Genomic DNA, 24,351 nt, shown 5'->3' with positions numbered 1-24,351 from the left:
GGAGCCGGAATCACACCGCCTCAAAACGAGAGGTGCGAGGACGACTCCGGTCCGTCGTCGCCGTCGTTCAGGCCGCCGTCGTGCAGGTAGTCGTAGTGTTCGTCGGTGAGGAGGACGGTGTCGTCTTCGACCGCGACATCCACCCCGGGAAGCGTGGTCCCCGACGCCTCTCCGTTGTCGCACTCGCCGGAGCAGGCGTCGAACATCGACCCGTGTCGCGGACAGATGATCTCGCCCTCGCGGATCGCCGCGCCGCGGCCCGTGTCGAGGCGCTGGTCCTCGTGCGTGCAGTTGTTGACCCACGCCCTGACGCCCGGCTCCTCCTCGCACGGAACGAGGATGACCTCCGTCTCGTTTCCGAAGGCGTCCTCGGCGGTGAAGCGGTACGACCCGCTCTCCGGGATCTCGGAGCGGTCGGCGATCGCGGTGGTGCCAGGCATGGGGTCGCTGTAAGGCCGTGCGGTCGAAAAGTTTGCCGACCGGTCCGACGTTCGACCGGTACCGGTTCGGCGGACTGCTCCGTTCGATGGGTTTTATCCGGTCGTGTCGCGTATGTCCGGTGTGAGTCAGTTCGATCGGACCGCCGGCGCGGACGCGGGTGCGGAGGCCGACGCGGCGACCGAAACGGATCCGGCGGCGGAGGCCGACGCGGGAGCGGAGCGAGAGGTCGACGCCGACGGCGACCTGACGGCCGCCCTCCGGACGGAGTCCCGAGTGCTCCCCGCGGAGGTGTTCGCCACCCTCGGCAACGACACTCGAGTGGACATCCTGCGCGCCCTCCTCGAACTCGGCGCCGACGAGGAGCCCGTGAGCTTCACCGACCTCTTCGAGCGGGTCGACATCGACGACAGCGCCAACTTCAACTACCACCTCCGACAGCTCACCGGCCACTTCGTCAAGCGGAGCGACGACGGCTACGAGTTCCGGTACCCCGGCCGCAAGGTCGTCAGCGCCATCTTCACCGGGACGCTCACCGAGCGCGCGCAGGTGGGGTTCTTCCCGGTCGAGGGGTCGTGTTACGACTGCGACGGCGACCTCCACGGCTGGTACGTCGACGACACGCTCACCGTGGGCTGTGCCGACTGCGGCACGATTCAGGTGAGCTACCCGTTCCCCTCCGGCGGGCTCGACGACCGCACGACCGACGAGCTGTTACAGGCGTTCCACCACTACGTCCGCCACCACTACTGTCTGGCCGCGGACGGCGTTTGCCCCGAGTGCACCGGCGCGGTCGAGACGACGCTCGTCCGCGACCCCGACGAGGAGGACCTCGACGTCGCCGTCGAACACGTCTGCGGGCGGTGTAACTACCGGCTGCGGTCGACGGTGGGCGTCACCCTCTTGGACCACGCGGAGACGCTGCTGTTCTTCTCCGAGCGCGGCGTCGACCTGAACACCGAACCGTTCTGGAAGTTCGACTGGTGCGTGAGCGACGAGCGGACGACGGTCGTCTCCGAGGATCCGCTCCGGGTTCGGCTCTCGCTGCCCTGCGCCGGCGACGAGCTCCGAGTGGTCGTCGACGAGTCGGTGAACGTGGTGGAGACGACGCTGTCGGAGTGAGTCGGAGAGGTCGCAAGCCGGCGCCGCCGCTCGCGGAACGAAAGCGCCCGTCGAGCGGGCCGAACGACCCGGCGGGCGAACGGTGGAATACCTCGGTCGGATCGGCCGAGTTCGGCCGATCGGTCAGTGTTCGTTACTCGAAGAGCTCGACGGCCTGCTCGTAGCGGGTCGCGGGCTCGTCCCAGTCGACGACTTCGAAGAAATTGTCGACGAACTCGCCGCGGGCCGGGCCGTAGTCGTGGTAGTAGGAGTGCTCCCACACGTCCAGCGCGAGGATCGGGTGACCGCCCCAGATCGCTCCCTGGTCGTGCTTGTCGACCACGACGTTCCGGAGCCGGTTCGAGAACGAGTCGTACACTAACAGTGCCCAGCCGCCAGCCGCGGACGCCGCCGCCTCGAACTCGCCCTTCCACGCCTCGTAGGACCCGAAGTCCTCCTCGATCTGCTCGGCGAGCGCGCCCTCGGGCTCGTCGCCGCCCTCGGGGCTCATGTTCTGCCAGAACAGGTCGTGGAGGATGTGCCCCGACGAGTTGTGGGTCACGTTCCGGAGCGCGCCGCCCGACGACGAGAAGTCGCCCGACTCGCGGTTCTCCTCGAGCGTCTCCTCGGCCGCGTTCCACCCGTTCACGTACCCCTGATGATGGGTGTCGTGATGCCATTCCAGCACCTGCTCGGAAATGTGCGGCTCTAACGCGTCGTAATCGTACGGCAGCGGATCGAGTTCGTAGCTCATGTTACATTCCTGTCTATGCACGGAACGGGTATGAACGTTCTCTGTAACGCATTTCAGTAATATTTCTGTTACTACTACAGCTCGTTATACACCACTCAATAGGGTACTGGATCGATATTTTGAGACAACCATACGGTATCTGGTTATTCTCGACTACCGGCGTCGCGACCCTTATCAGTGCCGAACTAGTCAGATCGAGTATGACACCAGACGAGGCGGCCGCGGGCGGCGTCGAACCGCTCTCCGGCGAGACGGTCCGACACGGGACGGGCGTGAACTCCGATCGCGCGTTCCCGACGAGCGGCCATCCCGACAACCTGGACCCGTTCGTGCTGTTCGAGCGGTTCTACATCGACCCCGACAAGGGGTTCCCGATGCACCCGCACAAGGGGTTCGAGATCGTCTCGTACATGATCGAGGGCGGGATGGACCACGCGGACTCGCTCGGCGTCGAGCACACCGCCCGCGAGAACGAGGCGATGCGGATCACGACCGGGAGCGGCATCCGGCACTCCGAGTTCCCCGCCGACGGCGAGGCCTGTAACGGGCTCCAGCTGTGGGTGAACCTTCCCCGCGAGGAGAAGGAGGCGGACCCGGACTACGTCGACGCGAGCGCCGAGGAGCTTCCCACGGCCGAGCTCGACGGTGCGACCGTCACGACCGTCGTCGGCGAGGGATCGCCGATCGAGCTGTACACCCCCATGGAGTACCTCGACGTTCGCGTCACCGACGCGTGGACGTGGGAGACTCCCGACGAGTGGTCCGGGTTCCTCTACGGCGTGGAGGGGAGCGGGACCGTCAGAGAAGCCGACGCCGGCGCCGACGCCGACGCCCGCCGCGAGTTCGGCGCGGGCGACGTGCTCCCGAACGCGGACGCGAGAGAGGTGACGGTAGAGAGCGACGAGGGAGAGAGGCTCCGGTTCGTCGCCGTCTCCGGGCGTCCGCACGGCGAGCCGATCCGCCAACAAGGGCCGTTCGTCTTATAAAACCGCTCGGCGGTAGAGAACGAGGTATGATAACGCGGGCCTTCGAAGGGGCGACCGAATGCCACTCGACCCGGACCGCGTTCAGACCGTCACCTTCGACTCGTACAGCACCCTCGTCGACGTGGAGGCGGCCGAGGCGGCGCTCGCCGACCGCGTCCCCGACCCGGAGCCGGTGTCGCGGCTCTGGCGGTCGCGCTCGCTGGCGTACACGTTCGTCGCGAACGCGATCGACGCCTACCAGCCCTTCTACGAGATGAACCGCGACGCGCTGACGCACGCGCTGGCGGCTCACGGCGTCGATCTGTCGACCGAGGAGCGCGACGAGATCCTCGCGGTGTACCACGAGCTGGAGGTGTTCGACGACGTGCGGTCGGGGATCGAGCGCCTGCGAGAGGGCGGGTACGAGCCGTACGTGCTCTCGAACGGAAACCCGGAGATGCTCGACTCGATGGTCGAACACGCCGGGATCGGCGACCTCGTCGAGGACACGATAAGCGCCGACGAGGTGGAGACGTTCAAGCCGGCGGCGGAGCTGTACCGCCACGGCGCCGCCCGGACCGGGACGCCGATCGACGGAATCGTCCACGTCACGGCGGGCTGGTTCGACGTGCTGGGCGCGTCGCACGCGGGGATGCAGGCGGTCCGCGTCGACCGGAAGGGGACGCCGTGGGAGCCGTTCGCGGGCGACCCGGACCTCACGGTGGAGTCGATCCACGAACTGGCCGACGCGCTGGGTGTCTGAGGCGGTCGCCTCCGGTGTTCGAGGTCGCTCACGCTCAGTGAAGAGAATCTGCGAGCTCAGTCCCGCTCGGCCACGATCGTCTCGCCGGCGCGCACCGCGTCGCCCTCGCTCACGAGGAGGTCGCTCTCGTCGATATCGGCGGGGAGAACCGCGTCCGCACGCGAACCGAACGAGACGTGGCCGACGCGCTCGCCGCGGTCGACGGCGTCGCCGGGCTCGACCGAGGGGTGGATCCGGCGGGCGAACCAGCCGGCGATGACCAACAGCTCGTACTCGCCGAAGTCGATCGCGACCTGCTCGTTGCGGTCGGACTCCTTGCTGAACGCGGGGCGGTTCGCACCGGGGCGGTGTCGCACCTCGCGGACCTCGCCCGCGAGCGGCGCGCGGTTCACGTGCACGTCGGTGACGTTCATGAACACGCCGACCCGGAGGCGTTCTCCCTCCTCTCGCACGACCGACACGGTGCCGTCGGCGGGGGCGACGACGGTCCCCTCTGCGTCGGGCGTCGAGCGGTCGGGGTCGCGGTGGAACCAGAGAACGCCGAGCGCGAGCGCGAGCAGGCCGATCCCGACCGGCGGCAGGAACGGGAACGCCACCGCGGCGGCGAGCGCGGGCGCGAGCGCCAGCCGCCACGCCTCGTCGACGACGTCGAACGGGAGGACCGCCGCGAGCGGGGGGCTCCGTCCCATAGATTAGGCCTCCGCGGGGTCCCGCAGGTCCGGTCGGAGCTCGGTGCGCCCCGCCGCCCACGCCGCGAGCAGGTGGACGAGGTGGGTCCGGTCGTCGAGCCCGTCGACGAGGTCGAGGTCGGCCTCGCCGGCGAGGACGTGGAGCCGCGCGAGGTCGTCGCCGCCGTACTCGGAGCCGGCGCGGGCGACGCGCAGGGTCTCTTGGAGGAGCTCCTCGCCGCCGTACCCGCCCTCGTCGAGCAGGTCGTCGAGGGTCGACCGCGCGTCCTTCAGGTCGCCGGCGCGGGCGTCGGCGAGCGCCTCTCGGATCGCGTCGTCGTCGCCGACCTCGCCGAGCGTCTCGTAGGCGGTCGACATAGTGATCTCGCCGCCCTCGACGGCGGTGGCCTGCGCCGAGAGGATCGCCTCTCGGAGGTCGCCGCCGGCCGCGCTGGCGACGAACTCCAGCCCGTCACCGTCGTAGTCGACGCCCTCGCGCTCGCAGATCGTTTCGAGCACGTCGATCGTCTCGTCGGTGGTCGGCGCGCGCACGCGGACCGGGAAACACCGCGAGCGGATCGGCGCGATGAGCTTCGACGGCTGGCGGGTCGCGATAACGAACTGCGTGGTGCGGTGGTGCTGTTCCATCACTCGACGGAGCGCCTGCTGGAAGTCCTCGCGGATCGCCTCGGCGTTGTCGAGTAGGACCGTCTTGTACTCACCGGACATCGGCGCGTACGACGCCGACTCCTTCAGCACGCGGTTGATCATGTCGCGTTTCGCCATCCGGCTGCGCCCCTGCAGGAACCCCTCGAAGCGGGGGTCGGTCCGGATCTCCTTTTTCGTCCGACCGAAGAAGTCTGCGACGTTGATCTCGATCAGGTCGCTGTCGGGGTTCTCGTGGGCGACCCGGGTCAGCGCCCGCGTCGCCGCCGTCTTCCCGACGCCGGGCGGCCCCTGCACGACGAGGTTCATCGGCTCGTCGACCGCGCGCTCCAACCGCTCGCGGGCCTCGTCCTGTCGGATCTCGTCGAGCGCCGGGGCGTGCGCGTCGATCCACAGCGGTCCCTCCATGTCGCACCCTCCGGGCCACGCGCTCAAGAATCGGTCGGTCCGGTATTCGTCCGGACCGCCGGTCCTAACGCCTCTGTGAGCTCGCCCCCCGTGGGAGACGTCAGTTGCATCCCGGTTCAGGCGTGTCCAGACACGGACTGACGGCGAAGACAGCTTCGAACGACTTATCGCCGAAAATGACCGCTGCAGCGGTTGTTTAAACGAGAGCACCGTCGCGTCTGTGGAGAGAAGCGACATCGTAGCTGTTGCCGAAGCTCAGCACACGCCTCTGCTTGACTGAAATATACTTTTTAGATACTATTTTATTTATTGATGTGTTTGGTATTGATCGGGGGTTGACCTACCGTTCGTAACTAGGTACACAACGCTGATCTACGGCCGGAATCAGGCCGCAGTCTGAATCACGCTGCGATAAATAAACCACAATTAAGTTTTATAATGGTTTCTATAACAAATGTACAAGGCCGATCTGCAGTCAGAAACTGGCCAGAGCCGAATCACGTTTCGGGTGATTCAGATTGATAATGAACAGTATCAACCGTATATAACCGTCGATCCCGGTTTAAAAGGTCCACTACACAGATCGCTTGATCCGACAAGATGTACTGATTTTTCCGATCGGCTTTGCCGAGTTTCATCATAAATATTTTATAAATAGGATGGGTGTTTCACAGATAGATCAGTTTTACTCCAAGAGGCGGTCATAAACACAGTCTCGTTCGCAAACTGACCGACGTTGGAAACCGGAACAAAAGTCGAACACATTATTCATAAGATATATTATGAAATTGTTATCCCCTCAGATATCTTAATCATCATCGCGAAAACTGCGAACGAGTGGTTGAGATCGCTTGCGTTCGCGTGGCAGCAACGTATCTGAACACTATCATCGCGTTCGATTTCCCCGGACGGTCGGCTCTGTCCTTACAATTCGCTCGCCTACTCCGGGATCTCGATCGAATGGCTCGCCATTATGATCTTAAGGTTGTAATGGATACTGTAGAGGAATGGATACCGGAGAAGCAACGTATCTACGCGCGCAGTCGTTATGGGTGTGGAACGACCGTTGCAATCACACTGTGTAATCGCGACGAGACACCCGACCGATCCGTTTGCAGCCGGTTCTTTGTAGAAACGCCCGCATCTTACGATTACTCCCGGTCTCTATGATGTCTCAGTGCAGCTATCTGTTCTGTAATAGAGAATAATCTGCGTAACGTACTGATCGAGAGCTGATAGGTCACGTATCGGCCCGTACGGCCTTCTAGACCAATTGTTCCGGTGGCCGCGGTCAATTCCTACTCAATGCACATCAGTTACTCTATATATAAATAGGGTGAGTGCCTCGGGGTTCGACCCCGAGGTGGGTTCACTGTGAGCTCTACTGTTCTACATCGCGAAACACCTTTTTTGAGCGTGATCGATGCTCTAGAACGGGTACCGTGTCTACGCGCACAGACGGTCGGACCTCGCGTCCAGTGACGAACGAGTTCCGAAAACTACGTTCTGATATATGAAACTAACTGGGGGAGATTTTCCTCGTCAGTTGTCTCCCTCTGGGCCGCTGTTCGGAGGTCACCGGTATTGAGTCCTCTCTCGATCGTAATTGGGGGATCGTCAAGGAAGAAATCCACGCGGAAGCGGGGCAACAACAAAAGCTTTGTACGATCCAAAACATCTCCGACCATGGCGAACGCAACCTTCCGTGACCGTCTCTTGAACGGCGAGACCGTCGTGGGCACCATCCAACTGCTTGACTCAACGATGGTCTCGGAAATGATCGGGGTCGCCGGCATGGATTTCGTCGTCTACGACCAAGAACACGGACCGCTGGGTGCCGAGACCACTCTCGAACTTTCCACCGCCGCGCAGAACCGCGGCGTCGCACCGATTGTCCGCGTCCGGTCGAACGACGAGGCCGAGATCCAACGGGCACTTGATATCGGTTCGGCCGGCGTCCAAGTTCCGCAGGTCGAAACGGAGGCCGACGCTCGGGCCGCCGTTGACGCCGCCCGGTTCGATCCGCTTGGGAGCCGCGGCCTCTCACAGTATGTCCGAGCCGGCGACTACTGGGGGAGCGACACGTACACTGAGGATCAAAACGAGGACGTCGTCCTCATCGTCCAAGTCGAGGGGGAACGCGGAGTCGAGAATATCGAGGACATTCTCGGCGTCGACGGAATCGACGCCGTCTTTCTCGGCCCCTACGACCTCTCGCAGTCGCTGGGGATCCCCGGCCAAGTGACCCATGAGCGGGTCGAAGCTCTGATGGAGGACGTCTGTGAGCGCGCCGCCGAGGCCGGCGTCGCGGTCGGCGCGTTCGCCGATACGCCGGCGATCGCGAACCGCTGGATCGACGCGGGCGTCCAGTACGTGACCCTCGGCGTCGACGCCGGCTTGTTCACCGAACACCTGTCGTCGCTGGCTGCGGACGTTGACACGACCTAGTGGAGTCAGGCGGCCCCAGTCTCCCCGCCTCTCACCGGCTCCCGATTCAAAGGGGGAGTCCGCTTTCCTCCGCCGCCTCGTGAATCGCCTCGATGATCTCCATATCTCGGAGCCCGTGGCGACCGTCCGGACCGATCTCCGCCCCGGTGAGGAGCCGATCGGCGAAGTAGTCGAACTCCTCGCGCATCTCGTCGACCTCGCCGGCAGCCGCGTGTGCCATCTCGACCGAGAGATCGCCGGCTTCGACGCGCAGTTCCACCTCGCCGTGGAACGCCGGCCGCAACTCGATCTGTCCCTCGGTGCCCGTGATCTTCAACTGAGTGTCCTCGTGAGCCCGCTGTGAGGCCGTCGAGACGAACTGGACGTCGTCCTCGAACCTGAGGAGGAACGACGACCGCTCGTCGTCGACCCCCTCAAATGCCGGATGCAGCGACGCCATGCTCGCCCGTACCTCCGTCGGCTCCCGGTCGAGCAGGAACCGTGTCGTGTTGATGGAGTAGATCCCCAGATCCATCACGGAGGTGCCGTAGCCCGTGAGATCCGGGTCGAGCCGCCACTGTTCCTCGTCGGGGATCATCTCGAGTAACGGCTGCGTGTTGTCGCCGTACACCTGAACCGGCTCGCCGATGACGCCATCGTCGAGAAGCGACTTCGCGAGTCGCACGAACGGGTCCGTCTGCATCCGGTAGGCCACCATCAGTGGGGCGTCGTGGCGCTCGCACGCCTCGACGAGCCGCTCGGCTCGCTCGACCGTCGCCTCCATCGGCTTCTCACAGAGGACGCCCTTGCCGAGCTCCGCGGCGGTCTCGACGTAGTCGAGATGGTACGCGTTCGGCGTCGCGACGTACACAGCGTCGTAAGCGTCGGCGGCGACCCCGTCATGGTACTGCTCGTAGGTGATGCCCCGCTCAACGTCGTTTTCGTCGGCGAGACGCGTCGCCTTCTCGGTCGAACCGCTGACCAACACGGCGGCCTCACAGAACGTCGATTCCTCGATCGCCGGGAGCGCGACGTCCATCGTCCACCAGCCGAGGCCGACGAGCGCGTAGCGAACCGTCCCGTCGGTCGCCGTCTGCCAGTCGCGAGAATCGAACTCCCTGAACAGCGTGTTCGGAGACATACCGATCTGATCGGCGCTCGACCACAAAAGCGTTCCCACCACTCGGACGGGCTCAGTAGTGCCGTACACCGTCTTCGTCGACGCTCGTTCGGTACACGCTCGCCGATCCGCGCGCTTCCAGTGGACGACACCACGTCGACATCGCCGCCGGCCGTCGCGACCACGTCGCAGTCCGCCGCGACCTCGTCGCGGAGCCACCCCAAAATCCGTCGAAACGGTCGATTAGCTATGCCCGTTTTGATCGTTTCGGACCAACGTCACGGGACAGGGTGCGGCGAGTATCACTTCCTGTGCGGTCGAACCGAAGACCGCCTTCCCCGCCGGCGAGCGCCCGCGTCCGCCGACGACCACGAGGTCGGAGTCGGTGTCCGTCGCGAGGCGGACGATCTCGTCGGCGTGCGTTCCGATGGCGCCTCGGATCTCGTAGTCGATCCCGTCCTCCTCGAACGTCTTTGAAATCGATCTGACCGTTCCGTGCCGTCTCGCCACGTCGTCGGCGGTGACCTCGGACGCGTCGTCGATTCCGAGGTTGTTCGTCGCGGAGTCGTACTCCTCTTGGGTGAACACGTGGAGAAGAACGACCGTCGTCCCGCCCGGTCCTGCGATGTCGACCACCGTCCGAGCCAGCTGGTCGGTACGATCGCTGTCTCCCGGCCCGACCGCGAGCAGAAGGGTGTCGAGTGCCATGAGTCCACCCTCGCTCCGGAGACGCTTAATGGTATGTCCCGTCGCCGCCCTCCGCGAACGCCGGTACCGAACTATTGATGTGGGGTGAACCGTCTCATTCGCGTAATGGATCCCGGGATCTCGTTCGCGGTGCTCGCGGCCGTCGCCTGGGGCGTATACATCTTCTCGCTCAAGCGGCTGTTCAGCGACTTCTCGCCGGCGGCGCTCACGGTGTTACTCAACTCGTGTGCGGTCGTCTGGTATGCCCCTGTCATGGTCTCTCGAACCGACTTCAGCAGGGAACTCGCGGGCGGGATCGGTCCGCTCGAGCTGGGTGTCGTCGTGCTGACCGTCCTCATGCACGCGATAGCGTTCGTGCTGTTCTTACGGGCTATCGGCAGCGGGGACCTCTCGTACGTCACGCCGATCAGCAAGATCGTTCCGGTGTTCGTCCTCCCGATCGAGGTCCTGTTGCTCGGCCAGGTGTTGACCGCCGTTCAGATTTTCGGCGTCGTCGTGGCGACAGTCGCGGTGTACGTCGTGAACTACGAGCCGGGGAACCTGCTCGGACCGGTCGTCAACGTGTATCACTCCCGACCGGCACAGTTCGCGCTGCTGAGCGCAATGTGTTATGCGGTCGGCGACGTGGGCAAACGCGTTGTGCTTCAAGAGATCGGGGTACCGACGACCCTGTGGGTCCCGGTACTGCTCGTCGGTATCACGCTCATACTGCTGCCGAGCGCCGTGCGTAACCCGCCCTCGGTCACTCGTAGCGAGATTCCCCTGTTCGTCGGCGTGGGGGCAATCGTCGCGCTCGCCGAACACACGACGACGACGGCCTTCGCGATCCTTCCCGCGAGCATCGCGTCTCCCATCGTCAACACTCAGGCAGTCATCGCTGTGGTTCTCGGCGGCGTCCTGCTCGGGGAACGCTACTTCCGACTCCGGCTCCTCGCGGCCGTCATGGCCGTCCTCGGAGTGACGCTTATCGCGCTCTGACGACCGCAAACGCACGACCCGCAGTGTCGATCCCCTCTGCTGACGGTCCACCGGCGACGGTCGGGATAACCGTCGGAACCGCGCCGGAGTCAAGGACCCACCGCGGCGTGAACTCGGCGATCGGAGTTCCTCTCGGAACGATCGATGTCGGGAGTGGGCGTTGTAGTCCGTCAGCCGCGATGAGATATTTAAACGACCGTGAGCGATTTCGTCGTTCGCTTATAAACAGCTGCCGTCGACACCGCTCGGCCACTTATCAATAACCGATCCGCCACAGGGATTCACGTACCCCCGCTATCGATCGGGAAGCGGTCGTCATCGACTGGCCGATTCAGAGGAGAGCGTCATCTGAGAGGGATCTCAACGGAGCCACGCAAACGTATCCCTACAAGAGGGGCGGCGATCCACTCGCCCCGCTACACCTGCGTGACCGAGTTCTTGATCCGGCCGAGTTCGTCGATGTCTATCGATATGGTGTCGCCTTCTTCCAGTGTGAAGTCGTCCTCCGGCACGAGCGACGTCCCGGTGAGGAGGACCGCGAGTTCGGGAACGGCGTTGTGACGGCAGAAGTACGAGACGAGCTCCTCGCAGCTCCGCTTCATATTCGCGGTCGTCGTGGAGCCCTCGTACAGTCGGTCGCCGTTCCGTTCGATCTGCATCTCCATTCGGAGGTCGTGTGGGTCCGAGACCGACCCGGCCGAGGTGACGCCGGGACCGATCGCACAACACCGGTCGTACACCTTCGCCTGCGGGAGGTACAGGGGGTTTTCGCCCTCGATCGATCGACTGCTCACGTCGTTGCCGACGGTGTATCCGACGACCTCTCCCCTGAACAGGACGATCCCCAGCTCCGGCTCCGGGACGTCCCACGTGGAGTCCCCGCGGATCCCGACTGCCGCCCCGTCTCCGACGGTACGGCTGGCGGTCGCCTTGAAGAACAGCTCCGGGCGCTCAGAGGCGTACACGTCCATGTACACGTCGGGACGGTCGCTTTCCTGCTCTCGAGCCGCCTCGCTTATCTCGTAGGTGACCCCGGCCGCCCAGACCTCGTCGGGGGCGATCGGTCGGTCCAGACTTCCCTCCAGTACCGCGGGCGACAGCGTCTCCGCGGACCGGGTCAATCGCGTTCCGATTCGGTCGATGGATGTCCCGCTCACGGCCGCGGCCTTCGCCAGTTCGCGGAACGTGTTCACCGAGGTGTCGGCCGTCCCGAGGTCGTACACCGTCCCGTCGGTTTCGACAATCAGTCCCGTGTCAGCGGTGTCGAGCTTGTAATACTGCATGGTCTCGTCGGTCGTCGTATGCGGGTGTTCCGCATACGTAAACCTATCGTAGTATCACAGACACCACTAATAAATTCGGGGATCGATCGAGGTCGGGACACGAACGGCCCAACCGTCGAGTTCCGCCGCCCGCCGCACCGAACCGCTACCGACGGTCGTCTGGGACGGCCGTCGGTTACGGGGCCTGAAGTTGGCGACTCCCCTTACCACTCGATACCGGTTCGATCGATTAGCTCCACCCACGCCCGGTCGGCACCGCCGTAGAACGTTACCCATACGGCGACGGCGAACGCCGCCAGCGCCGCGATCACTTCCACGATCTGACCGAGCGCCCCGGTGAAGCCGAAGACGGAGCCGGCGATCCGAACGAGGACGTACGCGGCTGGGAGAAACGACAGCTGATAGACCGCAAACCGGATGTACGAGTTCGTCCGCCGCCAGTAGCTCCAGCGGCTCGTGACCACCACGTATAATGCCGGGATGAACACGAGGGTGAATCCGGCCATCTGTCTGACCTCCTGTGCGCCGGTTTCGGAGGGAACGATCGTCCCCGCGACCGCGCCTGTGAACAGACCCAGGCCGATCGCCCATGAGGTCGCCAGTCCCCACCGTCCTCGTGGCTCGTCGCCCGGGTCGCTCGTCGGTCGGTCGTTCCGGTTCGGATCGGTCGCCATGGTAACAGTACATCGCCCGCGCCCGTGTAATCCTTTTGGGAGCGCTCGGCTTCCGTCGCCGAAAAAAGTGAAACCGGGTTAGTTGTCCGAGGCGAGTCCCTCCGCGAACTGCTCCGCGAAGAGGACGTAGATGATGAGCGTCGGAAGCGCGGCGACGAACGCCCCCGCCATCCGGAGGCCGAAGTCGACGCCGGAGAGGTCACTTCCCAAGCCGGACAACACGAGCGTCACGGTCGCGGCCGGGCTGCTCGAACTCCCGATGAGCGTCAACGAGAACAGGAACTCGTTCCAGATCATCGTGAACTGGTAGATGAACACGACGCCGATCATCGGCTTCGACAGCGGGAGCACGATCCGGCGGTAGATGCTGGTGATGCTTGCGCCGTCGATCTTGGCGGCCTCGATGAGCTCGTCGGAGAGCGACATGTAGTACCCCCGGAACAGCAACATACAGATCGGGATCGCGTAGACGACGTGGGTGACCGTCACCGCGAACAGCCGCGAATGTCGGGCGGTGAAGTACGGGAGTCCCCCCAGCGGCGCGAGCAGCCCGTCGACCCCGACGATGTTGATCCAGAAGTCCGAGAGGGGGACCAACACCGCCTGATACGGGATGAAGATACCGACCAGGAACAACACGAGGATCGAGAACTGGAGGCGCCTGTTCCAGTCGACCAGCGTGAGCCCGTACGCCGCGATGCTCCCGAGGAACACGCTGGCTATCGTCGACGGGACGGACATGATGAGGCTGTTTATCATCCCCGTCGAGAGGTAGTCGAACGCCACGGTCCACTTCTCCAACGTGAATCCGCTGGGCCCCGGCGGGATGAACGGCGTCGTCGACGTGACCGCCCCGGTGGTCTTGAACGCGGTCACGAACCCGGTCCAGATCGGCGAGATGAAGAAGGCGAAGAAGAACATGACCACGAACGAGAGCCCGATCTTCCTGTAGTCAAGCGCCGGCAGTATCCGCGCGATGCTTTCCGCCCGGGAGTGAGTTGGTTTGCTCATGTCAGAGGCTCCCCTGCTTGTGCTGGTAGTGGAGGTACGGTGCGATGATGGCGAGCGACATGACGAGCAGTATCGTCGCGACCGCCGCCGAGTACGCCCAGTTCTGTAGCTGGAACGCCTCGCGAACCATCAGGGTCGCGAGGATGTCCGTGGCCTGCGGCACCCGGTACTGCCCGAACATCGAGTAGAGGAAGGTGAACGCCTTCAGCGCGAAGATCAACAGGATGACCGCCGCGCTGACCGACGACGACTTCAGCTGTGGAATGATCACGCGCCAGTAGGTCTTGAACGTGCTCGCGCCGTCGACCCTCGCGGCCTCGAACTGGTCGTCGGGAAGCGACTGGAGTCCGGCCAGGAACACGACCATGGCGTAGCCGCTGAACTGCCAGATGAGCGCGAAGATCACGGCCCAAAGGACGAGGTCGGGATTCCCGATCCAGTTGTACGGTCCCAACCCGACCACTCCCAAGATGACGTTCACCAGCCCGTTGTTGACGTTGTACATCCAGAGCCAGAACTGGGCGGTGACGACGAACGACAGCGCCATCGGTAGCAGGTAGATCGTCTGTATCTTCTCTCTGTACCTGATCTCTCGGTCGAGCAGTATCGCGAGGAACAGCCCGAGGAGCATGGTGATCGTCGTGAAAACGATCATCAGGATGAACGTGTTTTTCGTGGTGACGATCACCGCCGGGTCCTGTATCGCCTGGACGTACATGTCCAGATCGAGGTCCGTGAAGTCCGGCCGGTCAGTGAACCCCTCGTAGTCGGTGAGGGAGATCAGCGTGTTCCAGCCGATCCCGCCGTAGACGCCGAGGCCCATGATGCTGAACGGGATGAACCAGTAGGGGAAACTCCGGACGAAGTCGCTCTTCGAGAACCGCCGTAGCCGGTCCCACCGGTCGTCCGAGGTCGCGCTCGAAGAGGTCGTTTGGGACCTCGTAACCGTGTCTTCTGAACGTGCCATAAATATGATTTAAGAGGTGAGGTTCGGGGAATTACTCGAACACGGCGAGCAGGGCGTCCGCCGTTGCCTCCGCGTCGTACGGGTCACTGAAGTTATTGGCCATCGCGTCCTTACACGCGTCGAGCTCCTCGGGCGTACACGCGAGTCCGTGTGCGAGCGTCCGCGGGAACTGGTCGTTGTTGTTGAGGTGCTCCACGTTCATCGTGAGGAAGTCGTCTAGTTCCCCGTCGTCGATGTCCGTCCGGAGCGGGATGGACCCTTTGAGGTTGTTGAACCGGACCTGGAGCTCGGGATCGCCGATCAGCTCGGCGAACGCCCGAGCCTTGACCGGCGCGTTCCCGTCCTGGGGGAACATGAACGAGTCGAGGTGGAACACGTACATGCCCTCGGTGCCCGGGAACGGGAGCCATCCCCAGTCCTCCTCGAACTCGAAGTCCTCCGCGTTCCGGTACATCCCGGCGGCCCAGTTGCCCATCGTGAAGAAGCCCGCCTCGCCGTTGATGAGCTTGTCGTTGGCCTCGGGGAAGCTGAGCGTCGCTCGGTCCTCGTTTGTGTGGGTCTGGACGAAGTCCTGCGTCTTCTCGAGCGCGCGGACGAGCGCGTCCTTGTTGCCGTCCCCCGCGAGCCACGCCTCGTAGGGCTCCTGTCCCTCGGTACCCAACATGATCTGCGCCCAGTACTGGAGGACCGTCCACGGCGCGATCGTCGTCGTCGTCACCGGGATGTAGTCAGTCTCGTCGGCGATGGCCTGGCGCGCGGTGGTGAACGAGTCCCAGTCGGTGATGTCGTCGGGATTGACGCCGGCCTCTTCGAGGACGCTGACGTTGTAAAAGAGGTTGTTCAGTCGATGGGACCCGAGCGGAACGGCACGGTACTCGTCGTTCATCTGGCACGCCTCGAGCGCCTTGGGAACCATCACGTCCTCCCAGCCGTTCTCCTCGTAGATCTCCGTCAGGCTGTCCAGCGTGCCGCCGTACTGGGCCATGTTGAGGCCGGGCCAGCCGGCGAACGCGTCCGGCGGGTTCCGGTTCGCGAGCCGCCGAGCGACCGTCGCGTTGAGGTTCACGTTCGCGTCGCCGCCGACCGGTTCGATCTGATGTTCGTAGTCGGGGTAGCGCTCCTCGAACATCGTGACGATCTCCGCGGCGGCTTCGGCTCCGTCGCCGCCGGTCCATCCGTGGAGCGCTTCCATCGGGTTGTCCGTCACTTCCCCGTCGGACCCGTCGGAGCCGTCGGACCCGTTGGAGCCGTCAGAGCCGTCGGAACCGTCGGACCCGTTGGAGCCGTCGGAACCGTCGCCGCCCCCGCTACAACCGGCGAGCATCACGCCGACGCCGGCCGCTCCGGTACCGATCATTTTCCGCCGTGTCAGGTAGTCGCCGTTCCTCTCCGAGTTACCTTGTTCAGGCATACCATAGATACTTGTATTCATCACATATAATAATTTTGTTTTTCACACCGATCGATCGTGTGAGAAACGATCGATCCGCCCCTCTGTACTCCCTCTCGCCCTGTACTCCCTCTCGCCCTGTACTCCCCTCCGTCCCCAGCCGCCGTCCGAGCGATCGGTCGTCTCTACCTTGTCCCGATCTCTTGGACCTGCTCGACCTCCTCGACGATACGGTTCCGAACCGCCTCGCCGGTCCTCGCGTCGAACAGGTGGATCGCGTCCTCGGGGAACGACACGCTGACGTTCTGTCCACCGGTGAAGTGTCGCATCCCGTCGATGGTCGACGTGAAGGTCTCCTCCGTGGCGGCCTCGGCGAAGCGGAGGTGGACGGCGTTCTCGTTGCCGTGCGGTTCGATCACGTCGATAACTCCCGGAAAATCGTTCAGATCGGAGGCGTCATCGCCGATCTCGATGTTCTCCGGCCGAATGCCCAACACCAACTCGGTCGTTCCCTCGACGCTCGCGAGCGCCTCCTCGGAAAGCGGATATTCGAACCCGTCACCGACGAGGACGCCGTCCTCCAACGTCACGTCGAAGAAGTTCATCGACGGTTCCCCAATGAACCCGGCGACGAACAGGTTCGCGGGTTCGTGGTAACATTGCATCGGCGTCCCGACCTGCTGGAGCGTTCCGCCGTCCAGGATCGCGATCCGATCGGACATCGTCATCGCTTCGGTCTGGTCGTGAGTCACGTAGATGGTTGTGGTCCCCAACTCCTCTTGGAGCTGTTGGAGCTCCGTCCGCATCTCCGCACGCAGCTTCGCGTCGAGGTTCGCGAGCGGCTCGTCGAGCAGGAACACCTTCGGATCGCGGACGATAGCGCGGCCCAGCGCGACGCGTTGTTGTTGCCCGCCCGAGAGTTCGCCGGGTTTGCGGTTCAAGAGATCGGTGATCCCGAGCGTCTCCGCGGCCGTGTGGACCCGATCGTCGATCTCGTCGTCCGGGAGATCGCTCGATTCCTCCAGTCCGAACGCCATGTTCTCGTACACGGTCATATGCGGGTACAGTGCGTACGACTGGAACACCATCGCGATGTCGCGTTCCTGCGGCGTCTGCCAATGGATCGGTTCGTCGCCGAGGGCGATCTCCCCGCTGGTCGGCGTCTCCAATCCGGCGACCATCCGGAGCGTCGTCGACTTCCCGCAGCCCGACGGGCCGACGAGGACCAAGAACTCACCGTCTTTGATCTCCAAGTTCAGATTGTCCACCGCGACGATCTGGTCGCCGTCGTCGTTGAATGTCTTCGTCGCGTCTCGTAACGAGAGGTTTGCCATGGTATTTCATGATCCTCTCCCCTCATATATTTATTTGATTTGGTTCGGGCAGCCGGGACGACGAGACGGCAGGGTCCGATAGGTTTAATATCGTAGTATCGGGGATGTAGCCTGTATGACGGACGTGCAAATCACCGGTGTAGAGACATACCTCGTCGCGAACCCGTGGAAACCCTGGGTGTTCGTCGAACTGGAGACGGACGCCGGTGTCACCGGGCTCGCCGAGGCCACCACACACGACAAGCCGCGGACCGTCGCGGCCGCCATCGAAGAGATGTCCGACTTCTTCATCGGCAAGGACCCCTTCGACACCGAGAAACTCTGGCTCGAAATGTACCGCGACGAGTGGTTCTCGAAAAATATCATTAACACCACCGTCTGCTCGGCCGTCGACATGGCCTGTTGGGACATCAAAGGCAAACTCCTCGAGAAGCCCGTCTACGACCTTCTCGGCGGACGGGTCCACGGCGACGAACTCCGAGCGTACGCCAACGGGTGGTACACCGACACCCAAGGTGAGCCCGAAGGCTTCGCCCGCGCCGCTGAACGCGTCGTCGACGACGGCTACGACGCCATGAAGTTCGACCCGTTCGGCACCGCCTGGCAGTCCATGACCCGCAAAGAGCAGAACCATGCCGTCGACATCGTTGGAGCGGTTCGCGAGGCCGTCGGCCCTGACGTCGATCTGCTTATCGAATGTCACGGCCGCTTCTCCGCCGGACAGGCCGTCGAGATCGCGCGCGAGCTGGACGAGTTCGACCCGACGTGGTTCGAGGAGCCGTGCCCGCCCGACTCGATCAACAGCCTCGCGGAGGTCGCTCGCAAGTCCCCGATCCCGGTGGCGACCGGCGAACGCCACATGACCAAACACGACTTCTTCGAGCTGGTCACCCGGACGGACATCGACGTGTTCCAGCCCGACCTCATGAACACGGGCGGAATCACCGAAGGCAAAAAGATCGCCGGCCTCGCGGAGGCCGACCACGTCGACATCGCCCCGCACAACCCGCAAGGTCCCGTTGCAGGCGCGATCTACTCCCACTTCTGTACGTCCATCCCGAACTTCCGGATCCAAGAGATGTTCCAAACGTACGACGTCGACTGGGTCGACAACCTGCTGGTGGACCCGCTCGAGGTCGAGGACGGCTACGTCCAGATCCCAGAGGGCCCCGGCTACGGGATCGAACTCGACCACGACGTGGTCGAAGAGCACGCCTACACCGAAGACAGCGTCCACACGATCAACCTCTTCGAGAAAGACTGGGAGAAACGCGAGGTCCAGCGCCGGTAACACACGGCCGTCCGCCTCTCACCCCGGTGTCTCCGCGTTGCGTTTCGCTTTCGGCTGTCCACCCGTTCTCGGTCGGTCCAATCGCCGGCTATCCACGACGCCCCGCCGAAAGCGTCCTCGGTGTCCGTCCACCCCGCGACACCCGTGACCCGCGGTCATCCGCTCGGCTCTGCTGACCGATACGGTTGTCTTCCTCTATCACGCCAGATTCTGAGTTAGAGAACACGATCCGACACGTTGTCTGTAGAAATTACAATAGTAGCAACGTAATTCAAAATGGAAAATAAAGAGATATTCACGGTAAATAGTTTGTCAGCGTACTATGTAATGATCGTTTATCGAGGGCTAGACGAGCCACGAGGACGATACCCCGAGCGGACCGGTCGAGTCGAGACGAGCGTATCCGCGATCGCAAACGACCATTCTGGAGGACAGAACACTGTGCTACGTTGGCGTTGAATCCAACGGCGTTGGCCGCGCCGAGAACCCGTTCGGAGGGCTCTCCGTGAAGGGCCCCGTTGCTGACGCGGCTCGCGAGGGAGGATACGCTCTCTGCGCCGAGTACCGCGCCCGAAGCGGCATCGACTTGCGTATCGACCCGCGGATCCATGGAATTTCGATCCGAGCTGATTCCGGTGCCGGTCTTCAGGACTCGCCGTGACGCCGGAGCCGCTCCGCCGCATCACCCCCTCGACCGACGTGAGCGGTTTCACGGCCGTTCGGGCCTGAGATATGGCGTCTATACGACCGTGCTTCGTCTGTCGGGTCCACGTGTGTTCTGGGTATCGGAACGACCGCGTTCAGATACGCTGAGTCCGCGTGAAAGCGAACGATCCGAGCCACTCGTTTGCAGTTCCTGCTTCGGCGTTGTTGAACGGTCCCGAGTGGTTCCCTCACGAGAGGGACGTTCGACCGGGTCCAGAGTCGGACGTTCGACCGGGTCCAGAGTCAGCACGTACCGTTGACATCAGGAACCGAATGAACTACCACGGGACAGCGACTGTATAGAGCCATGACGCTCGAACCGCTCCCGTCAGTCGGACTCGGCACCTGGCAGAACGACGACCCCGAACAGTGCGCCGAAACCGTCGCTGCGGCCCTTGAAATGGGGTATCGACACGTCGACACGGCGCGTTTCTACGAGAACGAAGCGGCCGTCGGTGAGGGGATCGACGCCGCCGACGTGCCTCGCGAAGCGGTCTTCCTCGCGTCGAAACTCCACCCGATGGCCGAGGGACTCGCCTACGACGAAGTGTACGACGGCATCGAGGAGAGCCTCTCGCTCCTCGGCGTAGACGCGCTCGACCTCGTCTACGTCCACTGGCCGGTCGGCAACTACGACGCCGCGGAGACGCTGTCGGCGTTCGATGACCTCGTCGACGACGGACTCGCCCGCCACGTCGGCGTCTCGAACTTCGACGTCGAGCTGCTCGCCGAGGCCCGTGACGCGCTCGACGTGCCGCTGTTCGCGAACCAGGTCGAACGCCATCCGATGTTGCCGCGCGGCGACCTCGTCGCCCACGCGCAGGAACACGACTACTATCTCGTCGCTTACTCACCGCTCGGTCGCGGCGAGGCGCTCGATCTGCCCGCGGTCACGGCCGTGGCAGAGAAACACGGTGTCTCGCCGGCGCAGGCCTGTCTCGCGTGGGTCACTCACCCCGACAACGTGGTCGCCGTGCCGAAGGCGACCGGGAGGGACCACTTAGCGGACAATCTCGGCTCCGTCGATCTGGAACTCGATCCGGAGGACGTCGAACGCATCGACGCCGTCGAAGCGCGAAAACGGTTCGTCGACCGCGAGGGCGCGCCCTGGCGGTAGGGGAGCGGACGGCGCCCGTCGGCTCGCGCGCCAGTCTGCGATTCGGTCGATCCCTTTCTGAATTCCTCCGGGCTGACCACGGTCTTTATACTGTTCCCGGGTATCTACCCGAGTATGCGATTTGGGATTATTAGCACTGCGAACATCGGCGTTGAATCGGTCATCCCGGCTATCGCCGCGAGCGACCACGAGGTGGCGGCCGTCGCGTCACGCGACGGAGGGTCTGCGGCCGCGCTGGCCGACCGGTTCGGCGTCGACGCCGCCTACGAAGGGTACGACTCGATGCTCGATGACGCCGGGCTCGACGCCGTGTACATTCCGCTCCCGAACGGCCTCCACGCGGAGTGGATCCGCGCCGCCGCCGACGCGGGCCTCCACGTTCTCTGTGAGAAGCCTCTGACGGGGAGCGCCGAAGAGACCGAGGCGGTCTTCGACTACTGCGAGGAGCGCGGCGTTACGCTCATGGAAGCGTTCATGTACCGCTTCCACCCGCTCACGGAGCGTGCGGTCGAAGTTGTCGAGGAGGAACTGGGCGACATCCGTGCGGTCACGTCGGCGTTCACCTTCCGCATGCCCGACGGTGCCGAGGACATCCGCCTCGATCCCGACCTCGATGGCGGGTCGGTGTACGACGTGGGAACCTACGCTATCGGTGCCGCGCGCATGTTCCTCGGCGAACCCGACCGCGTCTACGCCCGCACCCACGACGGCCGCGACTGCGGCGTCGACACCGAGATGGCCGGTGTTCTCGAGTACGACTCCGGTGCCAGCGCTCGCGTCCAATCGGGCTTCGAGACGCCGCTCACCCAGTACTACCGGGTCGAGACGACCGACGGCTGGCTGAAGGCCGAGCCGACCTTCGACGTCGATGTCGAGGGGGAGACCTCCCTGACCTACGGCGTCGACGGCCGGGAGGTCACGGAGACGTTCGGGCCCGCCGACCACTACCGGCTGGAGGTTGAGCACTTCGCGGACCGCGTCGAACGCGGCGAGACGCCGCGTATCGACCGGGAGGAGAGCGTGAACCACGCTCGGGTCCTTGACGCCGTCTTCCAGAGCGCCGCGGACAGCAACCCCGTCTCGCTCGACGACTGAGGCCCAAGACGCGTCGAATCGGATTTTCGCTGCCGGCTCAGAAGTGCGATATCTTGTCGCGCCGGTAGAGGTCCAGCGACGTGATCGAGTTTGGCGACTCCTGACGGACGGCGTAGGCCACGGCGTCAGCCACCTCGATGGGTTCGGTGACTTCGCCGGGCTCGAACGCCTCCTTCGAGGGTGTCCCGCTTTCGGAGCCGAACTCCGTGCGGACCTCGGTCGGGTTGATCGAGGAGACCGCGACGTCGTCCTCGCCGAGGCTGGCCTGGAGACTGATCGCGAAGCCGCGCGTCCACCACTTCGTCGCGGCGTAGACCGGGTTGGCCGGCCGCGGATGGTTCCCCGACATGCTCCCCATAAACACGAGGTGTCCAGCCGTCTCTTTCAGGTGGGGGATCGCCTCGCGCGCGGTGTAGAACATCCCGTCGATGTTGACGCCGCGCATCAGACCGTACTCCTCGTCGGTCAGTTCGGCGACCGGCTCGTCGACCGCGAGGCCGGCGTTACACACCGCGATATCGAGTCGGCCGAAGCGTTCGACCGTGGCCTCGACGAGCGCCGCAACGGCGTCGGAGTCGGTCACGTCAGTCGTGACGACCTCGACTGCGGCGTCCGTCTCCGATCTGATGGTCTCGGCGACCGACTCCAGTTTCTCCGTGCGTCGGGCCGCGATCGCCACGTTCGCGCCGTCCTCGGCGAGGACGCGCGCGATCTCAGCGCCGATCCCGGAACTCGCACCGGTCACGACTGCCGCCTGTCCGTCAAGTGGGTCCGTCCGCTGACTCGGTCGTTCTGCCATACCCGTTCTGTGGACCGTGTAACCGTATGTGTTTCCCCTGGCTGCCAGAGAGCCGGAGGAGTATCGGCTCCTCACGGTGACCCCAGGCGACGATGAGCGGCGACCGGCCGGGATCGGAGCATTTCTCTGGGATGCGGGTCCCGTTCTCTGCTCAGCAACAGAACATATATACTCGGTGGTTCCGTCCTTCTGACCGAATGTCACGAGCAGTCGTTACTGGCGGCCTGGGCGGTGCGGCGAGTTGGATTGTCTCCTCACTCGCAGAGCAGGGTTGGGACGTGCGGAGCATCGACTTTCAACGGCCGAGCGACCCGGCCGCAGGGCCCGCGAACGTCGACTTCCGTGCGGCGGACTTGACGGAGCAGGGACAGACCTGGGAACTGATCTCGGAGTTCGACCCCGACTACGTCATCCACTACGCGGCCTATCCGAACCCACTGGGGCACGGGGGCGCACGCGTCTACGAGAACAACACTATCAGCACGTACAACGTCCTGTCAGGCGCGGGCAGCGCCGGTGCGGACGTGATCTGGGCCTCCAGCGAGACGGTGTACGGAACCGTCTTCGCGGAGCCCTCCTTCCTCCCGGACTACTTCCCGATCGACACTGACCATCCGACGCGACCCGAGGACCCGTACGGGACCTCGAAGGTCACCGGCGAGGAGATCGCGAAGATGGTGACCCGGCGTCACGACGTGTCTGTCGCCTCGATCCGCCCGTCGTGGATCAACTACCCCGGAAACTACGACGCGGCGACGATCCGGGAGCACTTCGACATGGAGACCGCGAGCCTCGACGACGACTTCGGCGTCAGCTTCCACAACGCGGCCGGCAACTTCTTCTCTTACGTCGACATTCGCGACGTGGTCTCGTTGACCGAGCGCGCGATGGAGGTCGACTTCGACGGACACGAGCCGTTCATGGCCGTCGCGAAGGAGAATCTGCTCGGCGTGGACACCGCCGACGCCGTCGAAGCCACTTACGGCGACCTCCCGTCCGAGGTCGACTTGGAGGGCGATCAGTCGGCGATCGATTATAAGAACGCCCGCGACGTCCTCGACTGGGAGCCCGAACACTCCTGGCGCGAGGCCGAAGGCGAGTCGGTCGACGGCCCGAGCTTCGTCTGAGATCGGCTCCCACCGTACCGATCCTCACGACGACACGAGCGCCGGCTACGAACGGGTCGAAGACCACCTGTGGGGTCGAACTGCCGCGGCCACGCAGGGGAACAGGCCGAGGTATCGCCGACGCGGCCCGAGATGATTTCCCGCGGATGATTTCGCGGTGGCCATCGGTTTCTGTCGCTGGGTCGCGTTGCCGATAGTGTTCAGCCACGCCGAGTCCGGCGAAAGCGGAACGGTCTGAGCCACTCGCTAGCGGTTTCTGGCCGGTGTTAAAAAGTAGTCTGAAAGTTGAGTGGTTCTAAGAGATATATTATAGAATATGATTATCAACGTCTCGATCTCCGTGTCGTTTATATCTAAACCCAAGCCGCATTTGTGAGTGAATCGACGAAGTGGTGATCTGTCCCTACTAATGGACACACGACCATTTGTACCGTATTTTTGTAGATTTTCACATAATATAGTCATATATACGTTTATTCTTGCCGATCCGGGTGAATTGCGAAGCCTGTCGTTTCAAGCGGTATGTCCAGCAAATAGTTTGACGCAGATCGGCAGTAGAGCA

At 63.7% G+C, this 24,351-nt stretch carries 22 protein-coding genes; 9 read left to right on the top strand and 13 right to left on the bottom strand.

The window, feature by feature from the left end; all coding sequences use genetic code 11:
• Window positions 1–20 precede the first annotated feature (20 nt).
• The gene (locus FGL94_RS12030) at window positions 21–440 is read right to left on the bottom strand and encodes a Rieske (2Fe-2S) protein (RefSeq protein ID WP_144925433.1); all 420 of its coding nucleotides are present in this window, start codon (window positions 438–440) and stop codon (window positions 21–23) included.
• Between the two features lie 121 nt (window positions 441–561).
• Here FGL94_RS12030 and FGL94_RS12025 point away from each other — a divergent pair, with 121 nt between their 5' ends.
• The gene (locus FGL94_RS12025) at window positions 562–1,560 is read left to right on the top strand and encodes an ArsR/SmtB family transcription factor (RefSeq protein ID WP_144925430.1); all 999 of its coding nucleotides are present in this window, start codon (window positions 562–564) and stop codon (window positions 1,558–1,560) included.
• 133 nt (window positions 1,561–1,693) lie between these two features.
• Here FGL94_RS12025 and sod read toward each other — a convergent pair whose 3' ends face one another.
• Complete coding sequence (sod, locus tag FGL94_RS12020; RefSeq protein ID WP_144925427.1) at window positions 1,694–2,293, bottom strand: superoxide dismutase; 600 nt, start codon at window positions 2,291–2,293, stop codon at window positions 1,694–1,696.
• 200 nt (window positions 2,294–2,493) lie between these two features.
• On the opposite strand from sod, the gene FGL94_RS12015 reads away from it, so the two are divergent.
• Window positions 2,494–3,279 carry a pirin family protein gene (locus FGL94_RS12015; RefSeq protein WP_144925424.1) on the top strand — a complete coding sequence of 262 codons (786 nt, stop codon included), beginning with the start codon at window positions 2,494–2,496 and terminating at the stop codon, window positions 3,277–3,279.
• Between the two features lie 58 nt (window positions 3,280–3,337).
• Window positions 3,338–4,021 carry a haloacid dehalogenase type II gene (locus FGL94_RS12010; protein ID WP_144925421.1) on the top strand — a complete coding sequence of 228 codons (684 nt, stop codon included), beginning with the start codon at window positions 3,338–3,340 and terminating at the stop codon, window positions 4,019–4,021.
• Between the two features lie 56 nt (window positions 4,022–4,077).
• Here FGL94_RS12010 and FGL94_RS12005 read toward each other — a convergent pair whose 3' ends face one another.
• Window positions 4,078–4,710, bottom strand: coding sequence for a protein sorting system archaetidylserine decarboxylase (locus tag FGL94_RS12005; protein ID WP_144925419.1), 633 nt, complete (start codon window positions 4,708–4,710; stop codon window positions 4,078–4,080).
• 3 nt (window positions 4,711–4,713) lie between these two features.
• Complete coding sequence (locus FGL94_RS12000; RefSeq protein WP_144925416.1) at window positions 4,714–5,763, bottom strand: AAA family ATPase; 1,050 nt, start codon at window positions 5,761–5,763, stop codon at window positions 4,714–4,716.
• Between the two features lie 1,686 nt (window positions 5,764–7,449).
• Between FGL94_RS12000 and FGL94_RS11995 the strand changes: the two genes are divergently transcribed.
• On the top strand, window positions 7,450–8,211 hold the full coding sequence (locus FGL94_RS11995; protein WP_144925413.1) for an HpcH/HpaI aldolase family protein: 762 nt from the start codon (window positions 7,450–7,452) through the stop codon (window positions 8,209–8,211).
• 46 nt (window positions 8,212–8,257) lie between these two features.
• Here the strand turns inward: FGL94_RS11995 and gfo6 are convergent, their stop codons facing one another.
• Window positions 8,258–9,331, bottom strand: a complete 1,074-nt coding sequence (gene gfo6, locus FGL94_RS11990; RefSeq protein WP_144925409.1) for a D-xylose 1-dehydrogenase Gfo6 — start codon at window positions 9,329–9,331, stop codon at window positions 8,258–8,260.
• A 222-nt stretch (window positions 9,332–9,553) separates the two neighbouring features.
• Window positions 9,554–10,018: a universal stress protein gene (locus FGL94_RS11985; RefSeq protein ID WP_144925406.1), complete on the bottom strand. Its 465-nt coding sequence runs from the start codon at window positions 10,016–10,018 to the stop codon at window positions 9,554–9,556.
• A gap of 105 nt (window positions 10,019–10,123) precedes the next feature.
• Here FGL94_RS11985 and FGL94_RS11980 point away from each other — a divergent pair, with 105 nt between their 5' ends.
• Window positions 10,124–10,996, top strand: a complete 873-nt coding sequence (locus FGL94_RS11980; RefSeq protein ID WP_144925404.1) for a DMT family transporter — start codon at window positions 10,124–10,126, stop codon at window positions 10,994–10,996.
• Between the two features lie 416 nt (window positions 10,997–11,412).
• On the opposite strand, the gene FGL94_RS11975 is transcribed toward FGL94_RS11980, so the two are convergent.
• From FGL94_RS11975 to FGL94_RS11950, 6 genes are all read right to left on the bottom strand, one after another.
• A complete protein-coding gene (locus FGL94_RS11975) occupies window positions 11,413–12,279 on the bottom strand; it encodes a fumarylacetoacetate hydrolase family protein (RefSeq protein WP_144925400.1) in 867 nt (288 codons plus the stop codon).
• 203 nt (window positions 12,280–12,482) lie between these two features.
• Window positions 12,483–12,953 (bottom strand): hypothetical protein, encoded by a 471-nt coding sequence (locus FGL94_RS11970; protein WP_144925397.1) that lies wholly within the window; start codon window positions 12,951–12,953, stop codon window positions 12,483–12,485.
• 78 nt (window positions 12,954–13,031) lie between these two features.
• The gene (locus FGL94_RS11965; protein ID WP_144925394.1) at window positions 13,032–13,964 is read right to left on the bottom strand and encodes a carbohydrate ABC transporter permease; all 933 of its coding nucleotides are present in this window, start codon (window positions 13,962–13,964) and stop codon (window positions 13,032–13,034) included.
• Window position 13,965: 1 nt separating this feature from the next.
• A complete protein-coding gene (locus FGL94_RS11960) occupies window positions 13,966–14,931 on the bottom strand; it encodes a carbohydrate ABC transporter permease (protein ID WP_144925391.1) in 966 nt (321 codons plus the stop codon).
• 31 nt (window positions 14,932–14,962) lie between these two features.
• Complete coding sequence (locus tag FGL94_RS11955) at window positions 14,963–16,342, bottom strand: ABC transporter substrate-binding protein (RefSeq protein WP_144925389.1); 1,380 nt, start codon at window positions 16,340–16,342, stop codon at window positions 14,963–14,965.
• A 164-nt stretch (window positions 16,343–16,506) separates the two neighbouring features.
• On the bottom strand, window positions 16,507–17,655 hold the full coding sequence (locus tag FGL94_RS11950) for an ABC transporter ATP-binding protein (RefSeq protein ID WP_144925386.1): 1,149 nt from the start codon (window positions 17,653–17,655) through the stop codon (window positions 16,507–16,509).
• A gap of 115 nt (window positions 17,656–17,770) precedes the next feature.
• Here FGL94_RS11950 and FGL94_RS11945 point away from each other — a divergent pair, with 115 nt between their 5' ends.
• The 3 genes from FGL94_RS11945 to FGL94_RS11930 all read left to right on the top strand — a co-directional run bounded on the left by FGL94_RS11945 (window position 17,771) and on the right by FGL94_RS11930 (window position 21,863).
• Window positions 17,771–18,946 (top strand): mandelate racemase/muconate lactonizing enzyme family protein, encoded by a 1,176-nt coding sequence (locus FGL94_RS11945; protein WP_144925382.1) that lies wholly within the window; start codon window positions 17,771–17,773, stop codon window positions 18,944–18,946.
• Window positions 18,947–19,958: 1,012 nt separating this feature from the next.
• The gene (locus tag FGL94_RS11935; RefSeq protein ID WP_144925379.1) at window positions 19,959–20,768 is read left to right on the top strand and encodes an aldo/keto reductase; all 810 of its coding nucleotides are present in this window, start codon (window positions 19,959–19,961) and stop codon (window positions 20,766–20,768) included.
• Window positions 20,769–20,882: 114 nt separating this feature from the next.
• Window positions 20,883–21,863 (top strand): Gfo/Idh/MocA family protein, encoded by a 981-nt coding sequence (locus tag FGL94_RS11930; RefSeq protein WP_144925376.1) that lies wholly within the window; start codon window positions 20,883–20,885, stop codon window positions 21,861–21,863.
• A 37-nt stretch (window positions 21,864–21,900) separates the two neighbouring features.
• Here FGL94_RS11930 and FGL94_RS11925 read toward each other — a convergent pair whose 3' ends face one another.
• Window positions 21,901–22,662: an SDR family oxidoreductase gene (locus FGL94_RS11925; RefSeq protein ID WP_144925373.1), complete on the bottom strand. Its 762-nt coding sequence runs from the start codon at window positions 22,660–22,662 to the stop codon at window positions 21,901–21,903.
• A 197-nt stretch (window positions 22,663–22,859) separates the two neighbouring features.
• Between FGL94_RS11925 and FGL94_RS11920 the strand changes: the two genes are divergently transcribed.
• On the top strand, window positions 22,860–23,789 hold the full coding sequence (locus tag FGL94_RS11920; protein WP_144925370.1) for an NAD-dependent epimerase/dehydratase family protein: 930 nt from the start codon (window positions 22,860–22,862) through the stop codon (window positions 23,787–23,789).
• Window positions 23,790–24,351: the final 562 nt, after the last annotated feature.

The organism is Halorubrum salsamenti (genome assembly GCF_007671685.1).
Lineage (GTDB): Archaea > Halobacteriota > Halobacteria > Halobacteriales > Haloferacaceae > Halorubrum > Halorubrum salsamenti.
The sequence above is the reverse complement of the archived record's forward strand: the minus strand, read 5'-3'. Positions and strand labels throughout refer to the sequence as shown.

Excerpts from the sequence above, each read along its gene's own strand:
- FGL94_RS12030 (WP_144925433.1), bottom strand. The coding sequence starts at position 440 with ATGCCTGGCACCACCGCGATCGCCGACCGCTCCGAGATCCCGGAGAGC.
- FGL94_RS11935 (WP_144925379.1), top strand. The coding sequence starts at position 19,959 with ATGACGCTCGAACCGCTCCCGTCAGTCGGACTCGGCACCTGGCAGAAC.
- FGL94_RS12015 (WP_144925424.1), top strand. The coding sequence starts at position 2,494 with ATGACACCAGACGAGGCGGCCGCGGGCGGCGTCGAACCGCTCTCCGGC.
- FGL94_RS11980 (WP_144925404.1), top strand. The coding sequence starts at position 10,124 with ATGGATCCCGGGATCTCGTTCGCGGTGCTCGCGGCCGTCGCCTGGGGC.
- FGL94_RS11970 (WP_144925397.1), bottom strand. The coding sequence starts at position 12,953 with ATGGCGACCGATCCGAACCGGAACGACCGACCGACGAGCGACCCGGGC.
- FGL94_RS12000 (WP_144925416.1), bottom strand. The coding sequence starts at position 5,763 with ATGGAGGGACCGCTGTGGATCGACGCGCACGCCCCGGCGCTCGACGAG.
- sod (WP_144925427.1), bottom strand. The coding sequence starts at position 2,293 with ATGAGCTACGAACTCGATCCGCTGCCGTACGATTACGACGCGTTAGAG.
- gfo6 (WP_144925409.1), bottom strand. The coding sequence starts at position 9,331 with ATGTCTCCGAACACGCTGTTCAGGGAGTTCGATTCTCGCGACTGGCAG.
- FGL94_RS11950 (WP_144925386.1), bottom strand. The coding sequence starts at position 17,655 with ATGGCAAACCTCTCGTTACGAGACGCGACGAAGACATTCAACGACGAC.
- FGL94_RS11975 (WP_144925400.1), bottom strand. The coding sequence starts at position 12,279 with ATGCAGTATTACAAGCTCGACACCGCTGACACGGGACTGATTGTCGAA.
- FGL94_RS11955 (WP_144925389.1), bottom strand. The coding sequence starts at position 16,342 with ATGCCTGAACAAGGTAACTCGGAGAGGAACGGCGACTACCTGACACGG.
- FGL94_RS11960 (WP_144925391.1), bottom strand. The coding sequence starts at position 14,931 with ATGGCACGTTCAGAAGACACGGTTACGAGGTCCCAAACGACCTCTTCG.
- FGL94_RS12010 (WP_144925421.1), top strand. The coding sequence starts at position 3,338 with ATGCCACTCGACCCGGACCGCGTTCAGACCGTCACCTTCGACTCGTAC.
- FGL94_RS11920 (WP_144925370.1), top strand. The coding sequence starts at position 22,860 with ATGTCACGAGCAGTCGTTACTGGCGGCCTGGGCGGTGCGGCGAGTTGG.
- FGL94_RS12005 (WP_144925419.1), bottom strand. The coding sequence starts at position 4,710 with ATGGGACGGAGCCCCCCGCTCGCGGCGGTCCTCCCGTTCGACGTCGTC.
- FGL94_RS11965 (WP_144925394.1), bottom strand. The coding sequence starts at position 13,964 with ATGAGCAAACCAACTCACTCCCGGGCGGAAAGCATCGCGCGGATACTG.
- FGL94_RS11945 (WP_144925382.1), top strand. The coding sequence starts at position 17,771 with ATGACGGACGTGCAAATCACCGGTGTAGAGACATACCTCGTCGCGAAC.
- FGL94_RS11985 (WP_144925406.1), bottom strand. The coding sequence starts at position 10,018 with ATGGCACTCGACACCCTTCTGCTCGCGGTCGGGCCGGGAGACAGCGAT.
- FGL94_RS11925 (WP_144925373.1), bottom strand. The coding sequence starts at position 22,662 with ATGGCAGAACGACCGAGTCAGCGGACGGACCCACTTGACGGACAGGCG.
- FGL94_RS11930 (WP_144925376.1), top strand. The coding sequence starts at position 20,883 with ATGCGATTTGGGATTATTAGCACTGCGAACATCGGCGTTGAATCGGTC.
- FGL94_RS11995 (WP_144925413.1), top strand. The coding sequence starts at position 7,450 with ATGGCGAACGCAACCTTCCGTGACCGTCTCTTGAACGGCGAGACCGTC.